Origin of the sequence: Curtobacterium sp. VKM Ac-2887, from assembly GCF_015350935.1 — a bacterium.
Taxonomy (GTDB): Bacteria; Actinomycetota; Actinomycetes; order Actinomycetales; family Microbacteriaceae; genus Curtobacterium.
In genome coordinates this window covers 481537-497819 of record NZ_JADKSB010000001.1, presented here as the reverse complement: position 1 = coordinate 497819, position 16283 = coordinate 481537, and the positions used below count along the sequence as shown (strand labels likewise).

The window sequence follows — 16283 nt, the reverse complement described above, 5'->3', positions numbered from 1 at the left end:
GATGTCCGCGCACGGGCCTGGGTCTCCGCCGCGATCACGGCCCCTCGCTAGCCAATCTAACTAGAGCGTCTAGCATTGCAGGATGACGTCCGAGGTCCTGACCAGCACCGCGGGGTTCTGGTACGAGGACTCCCCGGTCACCGCCGTCGACGTCCTGAACGCCCTGCGCCGGTACCGCACCGCCGAGAGTGCCGCGCAACGTCGGGCTCGTGAAGCCCTGGGCATCGGCGAGAACGCACTGCTCGCACTGCGGGTCCTCATCGACGCCGAGCACGACGGCCGGACCGTCAACGCGAAGGACCTGGCCGAGCGCCTCGAGATCACGGCGGCGTCGACCTCGGCACTTGTCGACCGGCTGGTCCGGAGCGGCCACGTCGAGCGGCACCAGGACCCGATCGACCGCCGCGGCGTGATCCTCACCGCCACGGGGACGTCGATGGGCCATGCCCTCCGCGTGATCGAGGAACTCGACGCCCGTGCCCTCGAGGTCACCGAGCACGTGCCGACCGACGAGATGGCCGTCGTCGTGGACTTCCTCGACGAGATGGTCCGCGTGGTCGACGACGTCGACGCGGGCGCCCGCACGCTCCGCCGCGCGTAACCTGCTGTCCATGGACCCTCGCGGCACGCACGACCCCGAGGACGACATGCCGTTCGCCGAACTCGACTCCCGGGCACGCGCCGACGCCGCACTCCGACGGATCCAGGGCGGGGCCGATCCGACGCGCGAGGCCTTCGACCTGGCGAACACCATGAACGACGAGGCCGTGGGGCGGCTCACGGCGCGGCTGCGACGGTTCCTCCGCCGCGACTGACGCGTCGGCGCGCGAGTCGACTCGCGCGTCGACTCGCGCGTCGATTCAGAAGGCGGTGCCGACCGCCGCGATGTCGTCGCCGCCGTGCCCGGCCGCACTCGCGTCGGCGTAGACCCGCCCCAGGGCGTCGAGGAGCGTGGTGGACACGTCGTTCGCCCGCGCAGCCTCGGCGATGAGGCCGATGTCCTTCCGCAGCCCGTCGAGTGCGAACTGTGCCGGGAACTCCCCCGCGATGATCGCCGCGCCCTTGGTGTGCGCGTAGGCCGAGTCGCTCGCGCTGCCGTCGATCGCGTCGAGGAACAGCTGCGGATCGAGCCCGAGCGCCGCGGCGAGGGCGAGCGACTGCCCCGTGGCCGCGGTGATCGAGGCGATCCAGGCGTTGGCCGCGAGCTTGAGCGCGGTCCCGTCGCCGACCCGCTCGCCGGCGCGGATGGTCTTCGCGCCGATCGCGTCGAGCACGGGGACGACGCGGTCGACCTGGTCGGCGGGGCCGGCCGCCAGCATGGTGAGCTTCCCCTGCTCCGCCGGGGCCTTCGTGCCGAGCATCATCGCTTCGACCAGGGTGATGCCGTACTTCGCGGCGAGCTGCACGACGGTCTCGGTGCCGTCGACGCCGATCGTGGACGCCTGCACCCACACGGCGTCGGTCGGAGCGTCTCCGGCGGCCTGTTCGAGCACGTCGACCACGGCGTCGGTGTCGAAGAGGGTCAGGAGGACCACCTCGGCGTGCTCGACGGCGGCACCCGGGTCCGTGGCGACCGTCGCACCGAGCTCCCCGAGTGGTGCGGCCTTGTCGGCACTCCGGTTCCAGACCGTGACCTGGTGCCCCTCGCGCAGCAGTGATCCCGCCACGCCGGCACCCATCGCCCCGGTCCCCAACACCGTCACTCGCACGTGCGTCTCCGTCCCGCCACGGCTCGGTGCCCCGGCGTTACCGACGCTACGCGCTCGACCGTCGTCGCTGTCAGAGGAGCCCGCGGGCCTGCAACCAGGTGGCCGGGTCGACCGGGACCCCGTCGACGATGACCTCGAAGTGCAGGTGCGCCCCGGTCGAGACGCCGGTGTTGCCGACCGCGCCGAGGCGTTCGCCGGCCGACAGGACCTGACCGGGTCGCACCCCGATCGCCGACAGGTGGCCGTACCGGGTCTGGGTGCCGTCGGCGTGCTGGAGCAGGACCTGGTTGCCGTACCCGCCCAGGACCCCGGCGGAGACGACACTGCCGGGCATCGCGGCGACGACGGTGGTGCCGATCGGAGCCGCGAAGTCGATGCCCTGGTGGTTCGTCGAGCAGGCGGAGCACCCGGTCACCCAGCGCGAGCCGAACCCACCGGCGGCCGGCACGTTCCCCGCGGTGGGGCGGGCCGCCGCGTCCGACGAGCCGACGGCGGTCGCACGTGCCTGGGCGGCAGCGGCTCTGCCGATCGAGAAGCCGTCGCGGTCGACGGAGAGCCGGGCGGAACCGTCGGCGACGAACTGCTGCACGCCGGGCACGGGACTGCTCGGCGACGGGGTCGATGCCATCGCGGTCTGCGGGGAGCCGACGGCGACGAAGAGACAGGTCACCGCGGCGGTCGCCGTCGCGGGCAAGGCGCGGCGGACGGAACTGCGGAAGGAGGAGGGGGAAGCCGGGGTGGCGGAAGGGGGAGCCACCACCCCGGCGGCTCTGGGGGCGTCCGGACGCGTGCCGTGCCCAGCACAGCGCCGCTCGGACGCTTCGGGACGGCGGGTGCGGAGGCGGTTCGCGGCCCGCCGTTCGGCACCGCGCGGGCGCAGCGGGAGGCCGTCAGCGGGCGTCGTCATCGCTCGGGGACCGCCGGGCTCAGACGCGGACGACGCCGTCGCGGGCGATCCGGTCGAGTTCGGTCGCGACGGCGTCGACGACCGCTCGGGTGATGGCGTCGGCGACGGTCTCGACCAGGACGAGCTGCTCGGGCTGCACGCGGAGCTCGGTGACCACCGACGGGGTGACGCGGACCGTGATGTCGTCGATCGCGGCGACGAGGGCCGCGGGCACGAGGGTCGAGTCACCGGCACGGACGGGAGCGGTCATCGGTGAGGTCGGTGCGGGCGCTGCGGCCGCGCGAGCCGGGGTCGGAACCGGTGCCGGGACGACGGGGGCCTCGGGCTGGTCGCGTCGCTGGGCGATGGAGTCGAAGAGCGGGGTGGAGGACATGCTGCTGACCGTCCGATCTGAGTCGTGGTTGCGGGCCGTTGTCGGGCGACCCGTCGGGGATGCGTGCCGTGCGGCACGTCCCTCATTCAACCATCGATATTTCAGATGTGCAATAGTGACCGAACAGATCGCGATCAGTCGGGGTCGACGGCAGCCGCGGTCGGGTCGTCGGGCTGCAGTGCCCGCTTGACCCGCTCGACGATCGTCGCCGGCGGGTTGTTGTACGTGTTCGCCGGCTCCTGCCCGCTGAGCTCCTGGATCGCGGTCATCACCGCATCGGTCGCGTGACGGCGCGCGCGTCCGGACGATGCCTCACCGAACGCGGACAGGTCGATCGGCTTCCCGAACTCGATCGTCACCTTCGCGAGCTTCGGCAGCTTCGAGCCGACGGGCTGCACGTCCTGGGTCCCCGTCAGCGCAACGGGCACCACGGGCGCGCCGCTCGTCAGGGCCAGCCAGGCCACACCCGTGCGGCCCTTGTAGATCCGGCCGTCCAGGGAGCGGGTGCCCTCCGGGTAGATCGCGAAGGCCTCGCCCTCGTTCAACCGCGCGAGCCCCAGGTCGAGCGCCTGCTGCGCCGCCGCCCCCGCACCACGTTCGACGCCGATAGCACCGATGCCGCCGAAGAACGCCCGCGACACCGCGCCGCGGAACCCGGTGCCGGTGAAGTACTCCTGCTTCGCGAGGAAGGCGACCTTCCGCGGTGCCATCAACGTGATCGCCGGGGAGTCGATGAAGGAGCGGTGGTTGCTCGCGAGGATCACCGGCCCGCGCTTGGGAACGTTGCGGCGTCCGATGATCTTCGGTCGCCAGAGCATCCGCGCGAGCGGTGTCACCACTGCGCGGCTCAGCACGGTGGCGAACTTGGTCGAACCGGACACCGGGCCTCCTCGTCGTGACGGCGAACTCCCGAGTGTAATCACGCCTGCGAGCAGTACATGCCCACGGCGGCATGCACGTCGGGCCGTGGGGTCAGTCGGCCTCGGACGCGACGACGTCGAGCACCGCGCGACCGTACCGCTCGAGCTTCGCGGCACCGACCCCGGAGATCTCGGCGAGCTGGTCGACGTCGGACGGACGCACCGCCGCGATGCCGCGGAGCGTCGCGTCGTTGAACACCACGTACGCCGGCACACCCTGCTCGCGCGCCTGGGCTGCACGCCAGACCCGGAGCGCCTCGAACAGGCCGACCGCATGCTGGGGCATGTCGGTGACGACGGTCCGGCGGGACGACCGGCTCGCCCGCGGCGCCTTCACCGGGTCGCGACGCATCCGCACCTGGACCTTGCCGGTCAGGACCTCGGCGCTCGTCGGGCTGAGGACGACCGTGCCGAACCCGTCGCCCGAGACCGCGGCGTAGCCCTGCGCGAGCAGCTGCCTGGCCACAGCGCGCCACTCGCCGTCGGACAGGTCGGAACCGATGCCGAAGGTCGCCAGGGACTCGTGCTGCAGCTCCTGCACCCGCGGTGACGGCTTGCCGACCAGGATGTCGACGAGGTGGGCGACGCCGTACCGCTGGCCGCGCTCACGCTCGAGCCGGACGACCGTGGACAGCAGCTTCTGTGCGGGCACGGTGCCGTCCCACGACTCGGGCGGGGCGATGCACGTGTCGCAGTTGCCGCAGGCCGTGGACGGCTGCCCGAAGTACGCCAGGAGCCGCACCCGCCGGCACTCGATCGTCTCGCACAGGCTCAGCATGGCGTCGAGGTGGGCGCTGAGCTGCCGACGGTGTGCGGCGTCGCCCTCGGACTGGTCGATCATCCGTCGCTGCTGCACGACGTCGTTCAGGCCGTACGCCAGCCACGCGGTCGAGGGCAGGCCGTCGCGCCCGGCACGACCGGTCTCCTGGTAGTACCCCTCGACCGACTTCGGCAGGTCGAGGTGCGCCACGAACCGGACGTCGGGCTTGTCGATGCCCATGCCGAAGGCGATCGTCGCGACCATGACGATGCCGTCCTCGCGCAGGAAGGTCGACTGGTTGCGCGCACGCACCCGGGCGTCGAGCCCTGCGTGGTACGGCAGCGCCTGGATGCCCTGTTCGGCCAGTGCGGTGGCGGTCCGCTCGACCGACTTGCGCGACAGGCAGTAGACGATGCCCGAGTCGCCGCTGTGCTCGGTGCGGATGAAGGTGAGGAGCTGCTGCAGCGCGCCGGTCTTCGGTTCGATGCGGTACTGGATGTTCGGGCGGTCGAAGTCGGCGACGAAGTGTGCGGCGTCGTCGAGGCCGAGCCGCGCCGAGATCTCCTGGTGGGTCTGCGGGGTCGCCGTGGCCGTGAGGGCGATCCGGGGCACGGTCGGCCAGCGCTCGTGCAGGACGCTCAGCTCGAGGTAGTCCGGCCGGAAGTCGTGGCCCCACTGGGCGACGCAGTGCGCTTCGTCGATGGCGAACAGCGACACCCGCGCCCGGTCGAGGAGCGCGCGCGTGGACTCGAGCCGGAGCCGCTCGGGCGCGAGGTAGAGCATGTCGACCTCGCCCTGGACGACCGCACGCTCGACCCGGGCACGCTCGTCGGGCCCCTGCGTCGAGTTGAGGAAGGCGGCACGCACCCCGTTCGCCGCGAGGGCGTCGACCTGGTCCTGCATGAGCGCGATGAGCGGCGACACCACGACCCCGACGCCGTCGCGTACGAGCGCGGGCACCTGGTAGCAGAGCGACTTGCCACCGCCGGTGGGCATGAGCACCAGGGCGTCACCACCGCCGACCACCTGGTCGATGATCGCCGCCTGCTCGCCACGGAAGTCGTCGTAGCCCCACACGCGGTGCAGGACGTCGAGCGCTGCGGCTCGCGAAGCAGACACGGCGGCGGGCGCGGGCGTGGTGCTCATGCCACGAGCCTACGGGCGACCGGCGACACCCACGGCACTGTCCACAGCGGCACGGTCCACGGCGGCTGCGTCGACGTCGTCGGCACGAGCCGGCGCGACGGCCCAACCCGAGCCCGCCGGGCCGAACCACCGCTTGCCGCCCGCCCAGACCGGCGGCGTCCCGCGGAACCGCGGTGCCTCGTGTCCGGCGAAGGTGCGATCGAGCTTCCGCCACCAGGCCAGGAACTCGACCATGCCCCAGAACGCGAGCGAGGTGCCGAGGGTGACGAGCCAGCCCTGCCAGGTGCCGTTCGCGTCCTGTGACTGCAGGTCCACCTTCGACCACCCAGGTGCCTGCAGCACGAAGATCATGATGTTGTTGAAGGCGTGCTGCAGCACGGTGGCCTCGAGGCCGCCGGTGCGGAGCACGATGATCGCCGCGATCAGGCCGAACGAACCGACGTCGAGGATGCCCCAGACGTTGTAGCCGTTCGGGATGTGCAGCACCGCGAAGACGACGGTCGACACCGCCACGGCGATGATCGTGCCGGTGCGTCGCGGGATCCACGAGGCGATCGTCTGCATGAGGAAGCCACGGAAGATGAACTCCTCGGCCGCGCCTTGGAACGGCACGAGCAGCACGACGAGGACGATCGTCAGCGTGAGGGTGCCCAGGGACACCGTCGACTGCCCGATCGCAGCGTGGTCCCAGCCGAAGCCGCCGTCGAACGTGAACATCCCGCTGGTCTGCACGAGGAACATCACCACGGCGATGACGAGGGTCGGCAGCACGCACCACGCCGTCCACGCCCACCGCACCCGGAAGCGCGTCGACGTCAGGATCGCGCCGGGCCCGAGGCGTGCGACCTTGACCGCCAGCAGGATGCCGGGCAGCAGGATGACCAGCGACACCAGGGTCAGCGACAGGATCAGCGGATCGGTCGGGTCCAGGGCGCCACGCTGCAGGTCCTCGAGCAGGTCGAACACGCCGGTCTCGCCCTGGACCGCCGCAACGGGGATGAAGTACGCCACGGTGATCAACACCTGCGAGGCGAAGTACCAGCCCGCCAGGAACGCGAGGGCGACCAGCGGGCGCCACCACCTCCATCGTGCGTCGACACGGGTCAGGCGGTGGTAGGGAACACTCACGCCCCGCAGGCTACCGGGCCGGGCAGGATGGGACCCGTGCTCACCGTGCTCTTCGGCCTGACCGGAGCCGTCGTCTACGGTTTCGCCGACTTCCTCGGCGGGCTCGCGTCGCGGCGCATCCGTCCGGTGGCGGTCACCGCCGTCGCCGCGGCGATCGGGATCCTGCCGCTGCTGATCGGTCTGGCCGTGCTCGGGGGGACGCCGTCGTGGGCGGGCATCCTCTGGGGCGCCGTCGCCGGACTGTCCGGCGCGGTCGGAGTCCTGCTGCTCTACGCCGCGTTGGCGATCGGCCCGATGAGCGTGCTGTCCCCCCTGACCGCGGTGTTCGCCGCCGTCGTCCCGGTCCTGGTGGCCGTGGCCCGCGGGACCGTCCTGTCACCGCTGGCCGTCGCCGCGGTGGTCGTGGCCGTCGTCGCGGTGGTGCTGGTGGCGGCCGTGCGGGACACCTCGGGTGCACGACTCACCGTGCGTGGGGTCGTCGCGGCCGCGGTCGCCGGGTGCGGGTTCGGCGGGATCGTGCTGGCGTACGACGCGACCCCACCCGGCGCGGGCGTCCACCCGCTCGTGGTCGCGCGGGTGCTGCAGACGGTGCTGCTGGGTGCGGCGGCGCTCGTGGTGACGGTGCGTGCCGGGCGCGGGGCGCGGCCTGGAGGCGCGGCAGACCCCGCAGCGTCGGTCGGCGTCGCGGGGTCTGCCGTGCCTCCAGGGCGCTGGTGGCCGCCGCGCCTGCTGCTGACGGTCGCGGCGTGCGGCGTCCTCGACGCCCTGGCGAACGTGTGCATCCAGGCGGCGCTGCACGCGAGCGACGACCCGGGCACCCTGCCCGTCGTGAGCGTGCTCAACGCGCTCTACCCGATCGGCACGGTCGTGCTGGCCGGGGTGGTGCTGCGGGAGCGGTTGACCGCGCCGCAGTGGGTCGGCATCGCGCTGGCGTTCATCGCGTCGGTGGGCCTGGCCCTGGCGTGACCGGACGACTCAGACGTCGGGGATGAGTCGCTTGCCGAGCGACACGGTGCCGTCGTCGGAGTACCCGAGGGACTCGTAGAAACCGAGCACCCGCTCGTTGCCGGCACGGATCTGCAGGTTGAGCTTCGGGCAGCCGAGGTCGGTGAGCAGCCGCTCGAACTCGGCCATCAGCGTCCGGCCGAGACCGGAGCCCTGCAGGTCCGGCTGCACGGCGAGGTAGTTGACCCAGCCGCGGTGCCCGTCGAAACCGGCCATTCCCGCGGCGACGACCCCGCCGGCCTCCGACTCCGCCACCAGGAAGAGCTCGGGCTGGACAGTGGCCTTGCGCGCGATGTCGCGGCGGGGGTCGTTCCACGGGCGGACGAGACCGCACGATTCCCAGAGGGCGACGACCGCTTCGGTGTCGTCGGCGCGGAACGGGCGGATCCGGTACTCCATCCCCCCACGTTACGGGGTGTGGAGAACGTCCTCACCGGGCCGTCGTCGTGATCTGATAGACCTGTCCGACCGACCAGCCGATCAGGAGCCCCGTGACCGCACACGACACCATCCCGTCGCGCCGCAGCGCGCGGGACGACGACGGCGGCAGACGGTCCGGGCGCCGCTCCCCCCGGCGACGGCAGACGGTCGGCGGCGCGATCGTCTCGCTCATCGCCGAACTGCTCATCATCGCGGGTGCCGGCACCGGGCTGTACGTGGTGTGGACGGCGTGGTGGACGGACGTCGTGGCGGTCAACGAGCAGTCGAAGCTCGTCGAGGGGCTCGACCAGTTGAAGACCCCGGACGGCGCCGGAACCGAGCACCGCGGCACCGCACCCGTGCTCGCCGAGCCACCGGATCTCTCCGACGTGTTCGGCACGATGCAGATCCCCCGCTTCGGCAAGGACTACAACCGGCCGATCGGCGAGGGCACCGACCGTGAGAAGGTCCTCAACACCATCGGGCTCGGGCACTACCAGGACACCGCGATGCCCGGGGCCCCCGGCAACTTCGCCGTCGCCGGACACCGCGTGACCTACGGCAAGCCGCTCAACCAGATCGCGGAGCTCAAGACGGGCGACTCGGTCGTCGTGCGGGTCACCGACGCGAAGACGAAGTTCGACGTCTGGTACGTCTACAAGGTCACCGACAGCCAGATCGTGACGCCGGACCACATCGAGACGATCGCGCCGGTGCCGAACAAGCCCGGAGTCGACCCCTCGGCGTCGGACCGGTGGCTGACCCTGACCGCGTGCCATCCGATGTGGTCGGCAGCCGAACGGTTCGTCACGCACGCGAAGCTCGACTACTGGATGCCCGCGTCCGAGGGCACCCCGAAGGAACTGTCGGAGACGGCCAAGTGATCTTCCCCCTGGTCTGGCGGCTGCTGCCCGGCCCCACGTTCCTGAAGGTGCTCGAGCTGCTCGTGCTGCTCGCCGCGATCGTGTTCGTGCTGTTCCAGTGGGTGTTCCCGTGGATCGCGGCGGACATCCTGCCGCCGCCGGACGGCACCGTGGAGTCCACGCCGACCCCGTAGCGGTCGGCCACGGCGGTGACGGCCGACGGCGACCGACGGCGTCAGACGGTCGTCGTGACGTGCGAGCCGCCGGCCGCCGTCCGGCGCACGGCGATCCGCTCCGGGATCCGCTGCTTGAGTTCCTCGACGTGGCTGACGATGCCGACTTGCCGCCCACCGGCGGTCAGTCGCGACAGCTGCCCGATGACGTCGTCGAGGGTCTCCGGGTCGAGCGTCCCGAACCCCTCGTCGACGAAGAGCGTGCCGAGCGAGACGCCACCGGCCTCGGCTTGCACGACGTCGGCCAGCCCGAGCGCCAGGCACAGCGACACCGTGAACGTCTCGCCGCCGGACAGGCTGCGGGGGTCCCGGACGGTGTCGGTGGTGTGGTCGTGCACGGCGAGTGCCAGGCCGGTCCGGCGTGCCCGTGACCCGGACTCCCGCTCGTCCGAGGTCTCGAGCGTGAACCGCCCCGCGAGCATCGCCCGGAGTCGGTCGTTGGCCGCGGCGACGACGTCCTCGAACCGGCGCATGAGCACGTAGGTGCCCAGGGTGATCCCCGTCGGGTTCGCCGCGGTGACCCCGTTCGCGATGTCGGCGAGCCGGACCACGGCGCGGCTGCGTGCCGACGTCTCGTCGCGGGCACGGGCCGCCCGGGTGACCTCGGTCGCGCACCGGTCGACCGCGTCGGCACGGTCGACCGCGGAGACGGCGACCGCGGCGGCCTCGTCGAGTGCAGCGGCAGCGCGCTGGCGTCCGGCCCGGGCACCGTCGAGGTCGAGGCGTTCCGCGGAGTCCTCCGCCGCGGCGACCACGGCGGTCTCGGCCAGACCGGCCACGACGACGGCCCGCTCGGCCTCGGCCGCGCTGATCCGCGCCCGCAGCCGGTCGGTGCTGTCGGGGTCGAGCCGTCCGGCCCGCGCTGCGGCGAAGTCGGCGAAGTCCTGGTCGTCGAGGACCCGGTCGACCTCGGCACGGCGGTCGTCGCGGGCACGGGTCGCGGCGGCCACCCGTTCGTCGGCCTGCACGACCGCGCGGTACGCCTCGAGTCGCTCGTCGAGGAGCTCGACGGCCGTCCGGAGCGTCGCGGGACGCTCGTCGAGGAGTGCTCCGAGCCGCTCGAGCGCCGCGGCCACGGTGCCGAGGTCGGCGTCGAGCCGCTCGGCGTCGGCCAGCGCGGTCGAGACCAGGACGGTCCGCCGTGCGTCGAGGTCGTTCCGCTCGCGCTGGAGCCGACCGGTCGTCGTGTCGTGCTCCGCCCGCTGCCGCTCGTGCTGCAGGACGAGCGCCGCAGCGTCGTGCGCGGCCCGGACCCGTTCGTCGGCGGCCGCGGTCAGGGCGTCGAGCGCGGCGGTGTCGACCGTGCCGACGACGTCGACGAGCCGCTGGTGTTCGGCACGTTCGACCGCCAGGTCCGACGCGGCGTCGGCGAGGTGCTGGTCAGCGCGACGGGTGGCGTCGCCGGCAGCGTCGACGGCCGCGGTCGTCGGGTGGTCGTCCTGCGGCGTTGCCACCGAGGGGTGCGCCGTCGACCCGCAGACCGGGCACGGGTCGCCGGTCGTGAGCGCCGCGCCGAGTTCTCCGGCGAGCCCGGCGATCCGGCGTTCGCGGAGTGCCCGCTCGGCCGCGAGGGCGTCGGTCGCCGACCGGCGCGCGGTGGCGACGGACTGCTCGGCCGTGGCGACCCGCTGCGCCGCGTGGTCGCGCGCCACGAGGTCGGCTCGGAGGGACCGGATCCGGGTGACCTCGTGCGCGGCGGCGTCCGAGTCGGCTGCCGTGCGGGCCGCGGTGCGTGCGGCCTCGACGATGCGGGCCCGCTCGGTGGGACGGGCGTCGAGTGCGGCGTCGCGTTCGAGCAGCTGCTCGGCGATCTGCTCGGCGTCCGCGGTGGCCCCGGCGATGGCGGACCGACGGGCAGCGGCGCCGTCCTCGACCGCGACGAGGTGCCGGACGGCCGACAGGTCGTCGGCCAGGGCGTCGCGTCGCAGCACGACGGCGTCGGCGTCGGCGGTGATCCCGTGGCGGTCACGCAGCGACCGGGCGGCCGCAGTGGTCTCGTCGGCGCGCGTGACTTCGGCGTCGAGTCCGTCGGCCACGGCGGTCACCCGGGCAGCGCGTTCGCCGAGGGCGACGGCCGACCGGGCGGCGTCGACGGCGGGGGCGTCGTCGTCGAGCGCGGCCCGTCGCACGAGCAGTCCCGCGCGTCGTTCGAGGGCGGTCGCACGCGCCGTGACCGCCTGTTCGTGCTCGGCAGCGGTCGTCGCCGCCTCGGCTGCTGCAGCACGGACGGAGGCAGCGGCATCGGCGGCCGCACGGACCGACGCCACCGTCGACGGCACGACGGTCTCGTCGGCGTCGTCGAGACCGGCGGCCTGGGCGAAGCGGTTCAGGGCATCGCGCACGCGGTCGTCGGCACCGTCGACCTCGGCCTGCACGGCACGGCGCCGCGCGGCGAGTTCGTCGGCCGTGCGGTCGTAGACCTGCGTGCCGAACAGGGACTGCAGGAGCTTGCGGCGCTCTTCGCCCGGGGACCGCAGGAACCGTGCGAACTCGCCCTGCGGCAGCACCACGGTCTGCAGGAACTGCGCACGGTCGAGCCCGACGATGCGGCCGATCTCGACGCCGACCTCGGGGATGCGTGACGACATCGGTTCGCCGGCGACGTCCGACGGGTTCGCCAGACGGAAGAGCTGCACGGACGCCTGCTGCTTGACGGTGCCGGTCCCCCGCTGCTTCGGGCGGTCGTACTGCGGGGTGCGGCGGACCCGGTAGGTCCCTGCGCTGGTCTCGAAGACGAGCTCGACGAACGGCTCCACCGCCGGGTCGGCGTGCTGGCTGTGCAGCCGGTCGGAACTGGCGTCGGACCCGGCGAGCCCGCCGTACAGGGCGAACACGACGGCGTCGATGATGGTCGACTTGCCGGAGCCCGTCGGCCCCTCGAGCAGGAACACCCCAGAGGCCGCGAGCGCTGCGAAGTCGATGGACACCAGGTCGGGGTAGGGCCCGATGGCGCGGAGTTCGAGTCGGTGCAGGTACATCAGCGGTCCCCCTCGCGCTGCAGCGCCAGCACCGCGGCCTCGTACGCCTCGGTCAGGACGGCGTGTTCGTCGTCGTCCGGGGCGGCACCGGTGGCGAAGGCCACGAAGTCGGCTGCGACCTCGACCGGGTCGGACGTCGCCGTGACCGCACGGGCCACCGAGGCCGGACCGCGGTCGGCGGGTTCGTGCGTGATCGCCAGCGCGTGCGGGAAGTGGTCCTTCACCCGGGCGTACATGCGCTCGGGGTGCACCGTGTCGGTCACGGCCACCCGCACCCAGGCGTCGGCGTCGGCCCGGAAGACCCCGGACTCGATGTCGTCGATGCTCCCGCGCACGTCGACCAGGCGGCGCGGCACGGGAGCGGGCACGAGTTCGACCGAGACGCCACCGGCCGCGTCGAGCTCGGCGATCGTCACCGACTTCTGCTGGTGCCGCTCGCCGAACGAGAACGCCAGCGGTGAGCCGGCGTACCGGATCCGTCCACCGTCGCCGACCCGCTGCGGGCCGTGCAGGTGCCCGAGGGCGACGTAGTCGAAGCCGTCGAAGACCGACTCGGCCACCCGGTCGACACCGCCGACGCGGATGTCCTGCTCGCTGTCGCTCGGGTCCGCCCCGCCGACGAAGGCGTGTGCGACGACGACGCTGCGGGTACCGCCGCGCAACGCGAGGTCGGACCGGATCCGCTCGGTGGCGGCGTGCACGACGGCGTGGTGCGACCGCGCGAGGGGCTCGTCCGGCACGTCGGCCAGTGCGTAGCGGGTGAGGTCGGGGTGCAGGTACGGGATGCCGTAGACCGCCACCGGGCCGTCGGCGTCGTTGACGAGCACCGGGTCCGCGATCCGGGCGGGTTCGGCCAGGATGCGGACGCGGCGGTCCATCACGCCGGCGCCGAAGCCCAGGCGTGCGGCGGAGTCGTGGTTGCCGGGCGTGAGCACCACGGTCGCCGTCTCGGCCAGGCGTTCGAGCACCCGGGACAGCATCCGGACCGCGTCGATCGGCGGGATCGCCCGGTCGTACACGTCACCGGCGATCACGACGAGGTCGACGGAGCGGTCCCGCACGAGGTCGACGAGCCAGTCGGTGAACGCCGCCTGGTGCTCGAGGAGGTCGGCACCGAGCAGCGTGCGGCCGAGGTGCCAGTCGCCGGTGTGCAGGATGCGCATGCGGACACGGTAACGCCGGCCGGGGACATCGCCGGACGGCCGCGCGCCGCCTGTGGAGAACTCAGGGCACGCAGCTCGCCGCCGCCAGGCCGAGGACCGAGACGACCCGCACCTTGACGGTCGGTGTGCTGGTCGCGGTCCAGTTGTTGCCGAGGTTCGTGCGGAGGTTCAGCGTGTAGGTCGTGCCCAGGTCGAGCAGGCCCGCCCCGCCGTAGACGAGCGAACGTTGTCCAGCGGTCGTGGCGGTCGCGAGCTGGGTCGACCCGTTCATGAGGTCGAACGAGTTCGGCACGGTCGGGTTCGTGTAGGTCCAGGCGATCGTCACGGTGCTCGACGACGCGGCCGTGCAGGTCAGCGTGGGGACACCGGTGGCCGTGCCCGCCGTGAAGTCCGAGACGGGGTTCACGGTCGTCCGCGACCACGGCACGGCCACCGCCTGCGCCGGCACGAGCACCCCGATGCTCCCCGCGATGACGAGGACCGCCGCCGCGCCGCCGAAGCGGCGCAGCCGCTGCACGCGACGCTCGTGCACCCGGAGCGAGCGACGGGTGACGACGGTGGTCCCGCCGGACGGGAGGCGCGTGGCGGCGTCGTCCCGCGCCTCCCGGCCGGTGTCGGTACCGTCCGACGGCCCGTCACCCGACCCGTGGGCGGTGTCGCCCCCGTCCGAGCCGTCGTCGTCGATCGCCGTGAGGCGGCGGAGCGAACCGTCGACCGTGCAGAGCGCGAGCAGCGCCGTCAGGCCGAGTGCGAGCACGACGACCTTGACCCACTCCCCCTGCCGGAGCCACAGGACCGGCGCCCCGACGAACGGGATGCGGAGGAAGGCAACCCCGTGCACGGCCGAGCGTTCGAGCGGCGTGGAGTCCTGCTGCGGGTTCGCGTCGCCCTTGGTGACCAGGGTGCCGCCGGGGCCGTCCTCGACGTACCGGTGCATGCGGAGGTGACCGGGCTGGTCCGGGTCGTCGGCGAGCAGGATCTTGCCCGTCCGGACCTCACCGGACGCGACCGGGCGCGAGACGACGACGTCGCCCGGCGTGAGCCGCGGCTCCATCGACCCGGTCATCACCGTCGTCGGTTGCCAGCCGATCAGCGCGGGGGCGGCCGCCCACAGCGCGAGGCCGAGGAGGGTCGCGACCACACCGCGTGCGACGGTGCCGACGACGACGCGCCCCCAGTCGACGACGTCACGGAGCACGGCGTGCGGTGTGGGACCACCGTGCACTGCGATGCTGCTCATGACTGCCTTCGACCGGGGGCGCGTTCTCGGGGGTGGTGACCGGGGCGGGCTCGGGCCGAGCCCCGGTCACCGGGTGGGGAGGGCTCCCGGCTCAGCTGTTCTGGGCCTCCCAGGTGAGGCCGAGGGACGCGGTGCCGCCCTGCACCGTGTTCGGCGCGGTGCTCGAGACCGTGTAGGTGAAGCGGTAGACGCGCGACTCGGACGCGGACCCGGTCGGGGCCCAGGTGCCGAGGCCGGTGGCGAAGTTCGTCGAGCCGGTGCCGAACGCGGCGAGGGTGCCGTTGTAGAGCGTTCCGCTGGTCGCGGCCGGGGTGAAGCCGGTGCAGGAGCCGAAGCCACCGCCGGTGCCCTGCTCGACCTGCAGGTTGATGTTGCCCGAGAGGTTGTTCGTGGTGGCCGGGTTCGTGCCGTACAGCTTCACGGTCGAGGCCAGCGAGCCGGTCGACGTGACCGTGATGCAGTTGGCGCCGGTGGAGCCGGGCTTGAGGCCCGTCGCGGTGAAGAGCGCGGTGTTGTTGTCGTCGTCGGTGAGGGCGACACTGCCGGCGGTCCAGTTGCTGGTCGGGTTGACGGTGGTGGCCGAGAACGCCGAGTAGGACGCGGTCGAGACGACGACACCCGAGGCGACGAGGGCGGCGGGGATGGCGATCCAGGCCGCGAGACGGGCGGCGCGAGGGGTGACACGAGACATTGCGGGAGCTCCTGATCCGGAAACGGTGGCGCCGTGGTCGCGGTGGTTGGTCGCGTCGGTGCCGTGGTGTTTGCTACGACGATCAAGTTACTTTTCCGCCGAGCAACTCACAAGGAAAGGAACCACCCCCGCGCTGGGGGTGTCTTGACGAGTGAGATACTTGTTGACTGAGTCTTCCCACCCCCTGCCGAGAAGAGCCGCCGATGACGGACACCACCCAGCCCGTCCTGCCCGACACCCTGCCGCCCGCGCCCGTGTCGCCGACCGTCTCCGTGCCGGAGCGCGTGGACTCGGACACCGACCTCGCGAAGCTCCTCACCGCCTTCCGCCTGCTCCAGACGCAGCACGCCCGCGTCCTGCACCACGAGAGCGTCGTGCGCGGGCTGAACGCCACCGACACCCGCTTCGTGTTCTTCCTGGCCGCGGCCGACGGCGAGGGGATCACGCCGAAGCAGGCCGGCGAGTACCTCGAGCTCACCACCGGCGCCATGACCTCGCTCGTCGACCGGCTCGAGCAGCGCGGACACCTCGAGCGCCGCCCGAACCCGCAGGACCGTCGCAGCGTCCTGCTGCACCTCACGGCCTCGGGCGCCGAGGTGGCCCGGCAGATCGGCGCCGTCTACTCGGACGCCTTCCGCGAGGTCGTCGCCCCCGCCGACCGGGTCCGCCTCGCCGCCGCGTTCGCCGGGCTCGGCGACGCCCTCGACCGCCACTCGCGCGCGGAGACCGCAGCCCGCTCCGCGTGAC

Annotated in this window: 17 protein-coding genes; 6 read left to right on the top strand and 11 right to left on the bottom strand. The window is 72.8% G+C overall.

Annotation, left to right across the window (positions count from 1 at the left end; genetic code table 11):
• The first annotated feature begins 82 nt into the window (after positions 1 to 82).
• On the top strand, positions 83 to 601 hold the full coding sequence (locus ITJ69_RS02460; RefSeq protein WP_131921240.1) for a MarR family winged helix-turn-helix transcriptional regulator: 519 nt from the start codon (positions 83 to 85) through the stop codon (positions 599 to 601).
• Positions 602 to 611: 10 nt separating this feature from the next.
• On the top strand, positions 612 to 815 hold the full coding sequence (locus ITJ69_RS02455) for a hypothetical protein (protein WP_111085536.1): 204 nt from the start codon (positions 612 to 614) through the stop codon (positions 813 to 815).
• A 45-nt stretch (positions 816 to 860) separates the two neighbouring features.
• Here the strand turns inward: ITJ69_RS02455 and ITJ69_RS02450 are convergent, their stop codons facing one another.
• The 6 genes from ITJ69_RS02450 to ITJ69_RS20840 all read right to left on the bottom strand — a co-directional run bounded on the left by ITJ69_RS02450 (position 861) and on the right by ITJ69_RS20840 (position 6943).
• Positions 861 to 1697, bottom strand: a complete 837-nt coding sequence (locus ITJ69_RS02450; protein WP_323742919.1) for an NAD(P)-dependent oxidoreductase — start codon at positions 1695 to 1697, stop codon at positions 861 to 863.
• Between the two features lie 82 nt (positions 1698 to 1779).
• The gene (locus ITJ69_RS02445) at positions 1780 to 2379 is read right to left on the bottom strand and encodes a M23 family metallopeptidase (protein WP_323742909.1); all 600 of its coding nucleotides are present in this window, start codon (positions 2377 to 2379) and stop codon (positions 1780 to 1782) included.
• A gap of 256 nt (positions 2380 to 2635) precedes the next feature.
• Complete coding sequence (locus ITJ69_RS02440; RefSeq protein ID WP_194671877.1) at positions 2636 to 2989, bottom strand: hypothetical protein; 354 nt, start codon at positions 2987 to 2989, stop codon at positions 2636 to 2638.
• Between the two features lie 134 nt (positions 2990 to 3123).
• A complete protein-coding gene (locus ITJ69_RS02435; RefSeq protein WP_194671876.1) occupies positions 3124 to 3870 on the bottom strand; it encodes a lysophospholipid acyltransferase family protein in 747 nt (248 codons plus the stop codon).
• Positions 3871 to 3961: 91 nt separating this feature from the next.
• Positions 3962 to 5815 carry a DNA helicase RecQ gene (recQ, locus tag ITJ69_RS02430; protein WP_194671875.1) on the bottom strand — a complete coding sequence of 618 codons (1854 nt, stop codon included), beginning with the start codon at positions 5813 to 5815 and terminating at the stop codon, positions 3962 to 3964.
• Positions 5816 to 5824: 9 nt separating this feature from the next.
• A complete protein-coding gene (locus ITJ69_RS20840) occupies positions 5825 to 6943 on the bottom strand; it encodes a CPBP family intramembrane glutamic endopeptidase (protein WP_194671874.1) in 1119 nt (372 codons plus the stop codon).
• A gap of 36 nt (positions 6944 to 6979) precedes the next feature.
• Here ITJ69_RS20840 and ITJ69_RS02420 point away from each other — a divergent pair, with 36 nt between their 5' ends.
• Positions 6980 to 7909, top strand: a complete 930-nt coding sequence (locus ITJ69_RS02420; RefSeq protein WP_194671873.1) for an EamA family transporter — start codon at positions 6980 to 6982, stop codon at positions 7907 to 7909.
• A 9-nt stretch (positions 7910 to 7918) separates the two neighbouring features.
• Here the strand turns inward: ITJ69_RS02420 and ITJ69_RS02415 are convergent, their stop codons facing one another.
• On the bottom strand, positions 7919 to 8347 hold the full coding sequence (locus tag ITJ69_RS02415) for a GNAT family acetyltransferase (protein WP_194671872.1): 429 nt from the start codon (positions 8345 to 8347) through the stop codon (positions 7919 to 7921).
• 92 nt (positions 8348 to 8439) lie between these two features.
• On the opposite strand from ITJ69_RS02415, the gene ITJ69_RS02410 reads away from it, so the two are divergent.
• Both ITJ69_RS02410 and ITJ69_RS02405 read left to right on the top strand, forming a co-directional pair.
• A complete protein-coding gene (locus ITJ69_RS02410; protein WP_323742907.1) occupies positions 8440 to 9252 on the top strand; it encodes a class E sortase in 813 nt (270 codons plus the stop codon).
• Complete coding sequence (locus tag ITJ69_RS02405; protein WP_159573240.1) at positions 9249 to 9425, top strand: hypothetical protein; 177 nt, start codon at positions 9249 to 9251, stop codon at positions 9423 to 9425. Before ITJ69_RS02410 ends, ITJ69_RS02405 begins: the two co-directional genes overlap by 4 nt.
• A gap of 41 nt (positions 9426 to 9466) precedes the next feature.
• Here the strand turns inward: ITJ69_RS02405 and ITJ69_RS02400 are convergent, their stop codons facing one another.
• The 4 genes from ITJ69_RS02400 to ITJ69_RS02385 all read right to left on the bottom strand — a co-directional run bounded on the left by ITJ69_RS02400 (position 9467) and on the right by ITJ69_RS02385 (position 15536).
• A complete protein-coding gene (locus ITJ69_RS02400; RefSeq protein ID WP_194671871.1) occupies positions 9467 to 12442 on the bottom strand; it encodes an AAA family ATPase in 2976 nt (991 codons plus the stop codon).
• Positions 12442 to 13605: an exonuclease SbcCD subunit D gene (locus tag ITJ69_RS02395; protein WP_194671870.1), complete on the bottom strand. Its 1164-nt coding sequence runs from the start codon at positions 13603 to 13605 to the stop codon at positions 12442 to 12444. The genes ITJ69_RS02400 and ITJ69_RS02395 overlap by 1 nt, the downstream gene beginning before the upstream one ends.
• A gap of 61 nt (positions 13606 to 13666) precedes the next feature.
• Positions 13667 to 14845: a S24/S26 family peptidase gene (locus ITJ69_RS02390; RefSeq protein WP_194671869.1), complete on the bottom strand. Its 1179-nt coding sequence runs from the start codon at positions 14843 to 14845 to the stop codon at positions 13667 to 13669.
• A 91-nt stretch (positions 14846 to 14936) separates the two neighbouring features.
• Positions 14937 to 15536 (bottom strand): hypothetical protein, encoded by a 600-nt coding sequence (locus tag ITJ69_RS02385; RefSeq protein ID WP_111085548.1) that lies wholly within the window; start codon positions 15534 to 15536, stop codon positions 14937 to 14939.
• 203 nt (positions 15537 to 15739) lie between these two features.
• Between ITJ69_RS02385 and ITJ69_RS02380 the strand changes: the two genes are divergently transcribed.
• The gene (locus ITJ69_RS02380) at positions 15740 to 16282 is read left to right on the top strand and encodes a MarR family winged helix-turn-helix transcriptional regulator (RefSeq protein ID WP_123937540.1); all 543 of its coding nucleotides are present in this window, start codon (positions 15740 to 15742) and stop codon (positions 16280 to 16282) included.
• The last annotated feature ends 1 nt before the right edge of the window (position 16283 follow it).

Coding starts and splice junctions, on each gene's coding strand:
- ITJ69_RS02400 (WP_194671871.1), bottom strand. CDS start 12,442: ATGTACCTGCACCGACTCGAACTCCGCGCCATCGGGCCCTACCCCGAC.
- ITJ69_RS02390 (WP_194671869.1), bottom strand. CDS start 14,845: ATGAGCAGCATCGCAGTGCACGGTGGTCCCACACCGCACGCCGTGCTC.
- ITJ69_RS02440 (WP_194671877.1), bottom strand. CDS start 2,989: ATGTCCTCCACCCCGCTCTTCGACTCCATCGCCCAGCGACGCGACCAG.
- ITJ69_RS02415 (WP_194671872.1), bottom strand. CDS start 8,347: ATGGAGTACCGGATCCGCCCGTTCCGCGCCGACGACACCGAAGCGGTC.
- ITJ69_RS02385 (WP_111085548.1), bottom strand. CDS start 15,536: ATGTCTCGTGTCACCCCTCGCGCCGCCCGTCTCGCGGCCTGGATCGCC.
- ITJ69_RS02395 (WP_194671870.1), bottom strand. CDS start 13,605: ATGCGCATCCTGCACACCGGCGACTGGCACCTCGGCCGCACGCTGCTC.
- ITJ69_RS02455 (WP_111085536.1), top strand. CDS start 612: ATGGACCCTCGCGGCACGCACGACCCCGAGGACGACATGCCGTTCGCC.
- ITJ69_RS02380 (WP_123937540.1), top strand. CDS start 15,740: ATGACGGACACCACCCAGCCCGTCCTGCCCGACACCCTGCCGCCCGCG.
- ITJ69_RS02460 (WP_131921240.1), top strand. CDS start 83: ATGACGTCCGAGGTCCTGACCAGCACCGCGGGGTTCTGGTACGAGGAC.
- recQ (WP_194671875.1), bottom strand. CDS start 5,815: ATGAGCACCACGCCCGCGCCCGCCGCCGTGTCTGCTTCGCGAGCCGCA.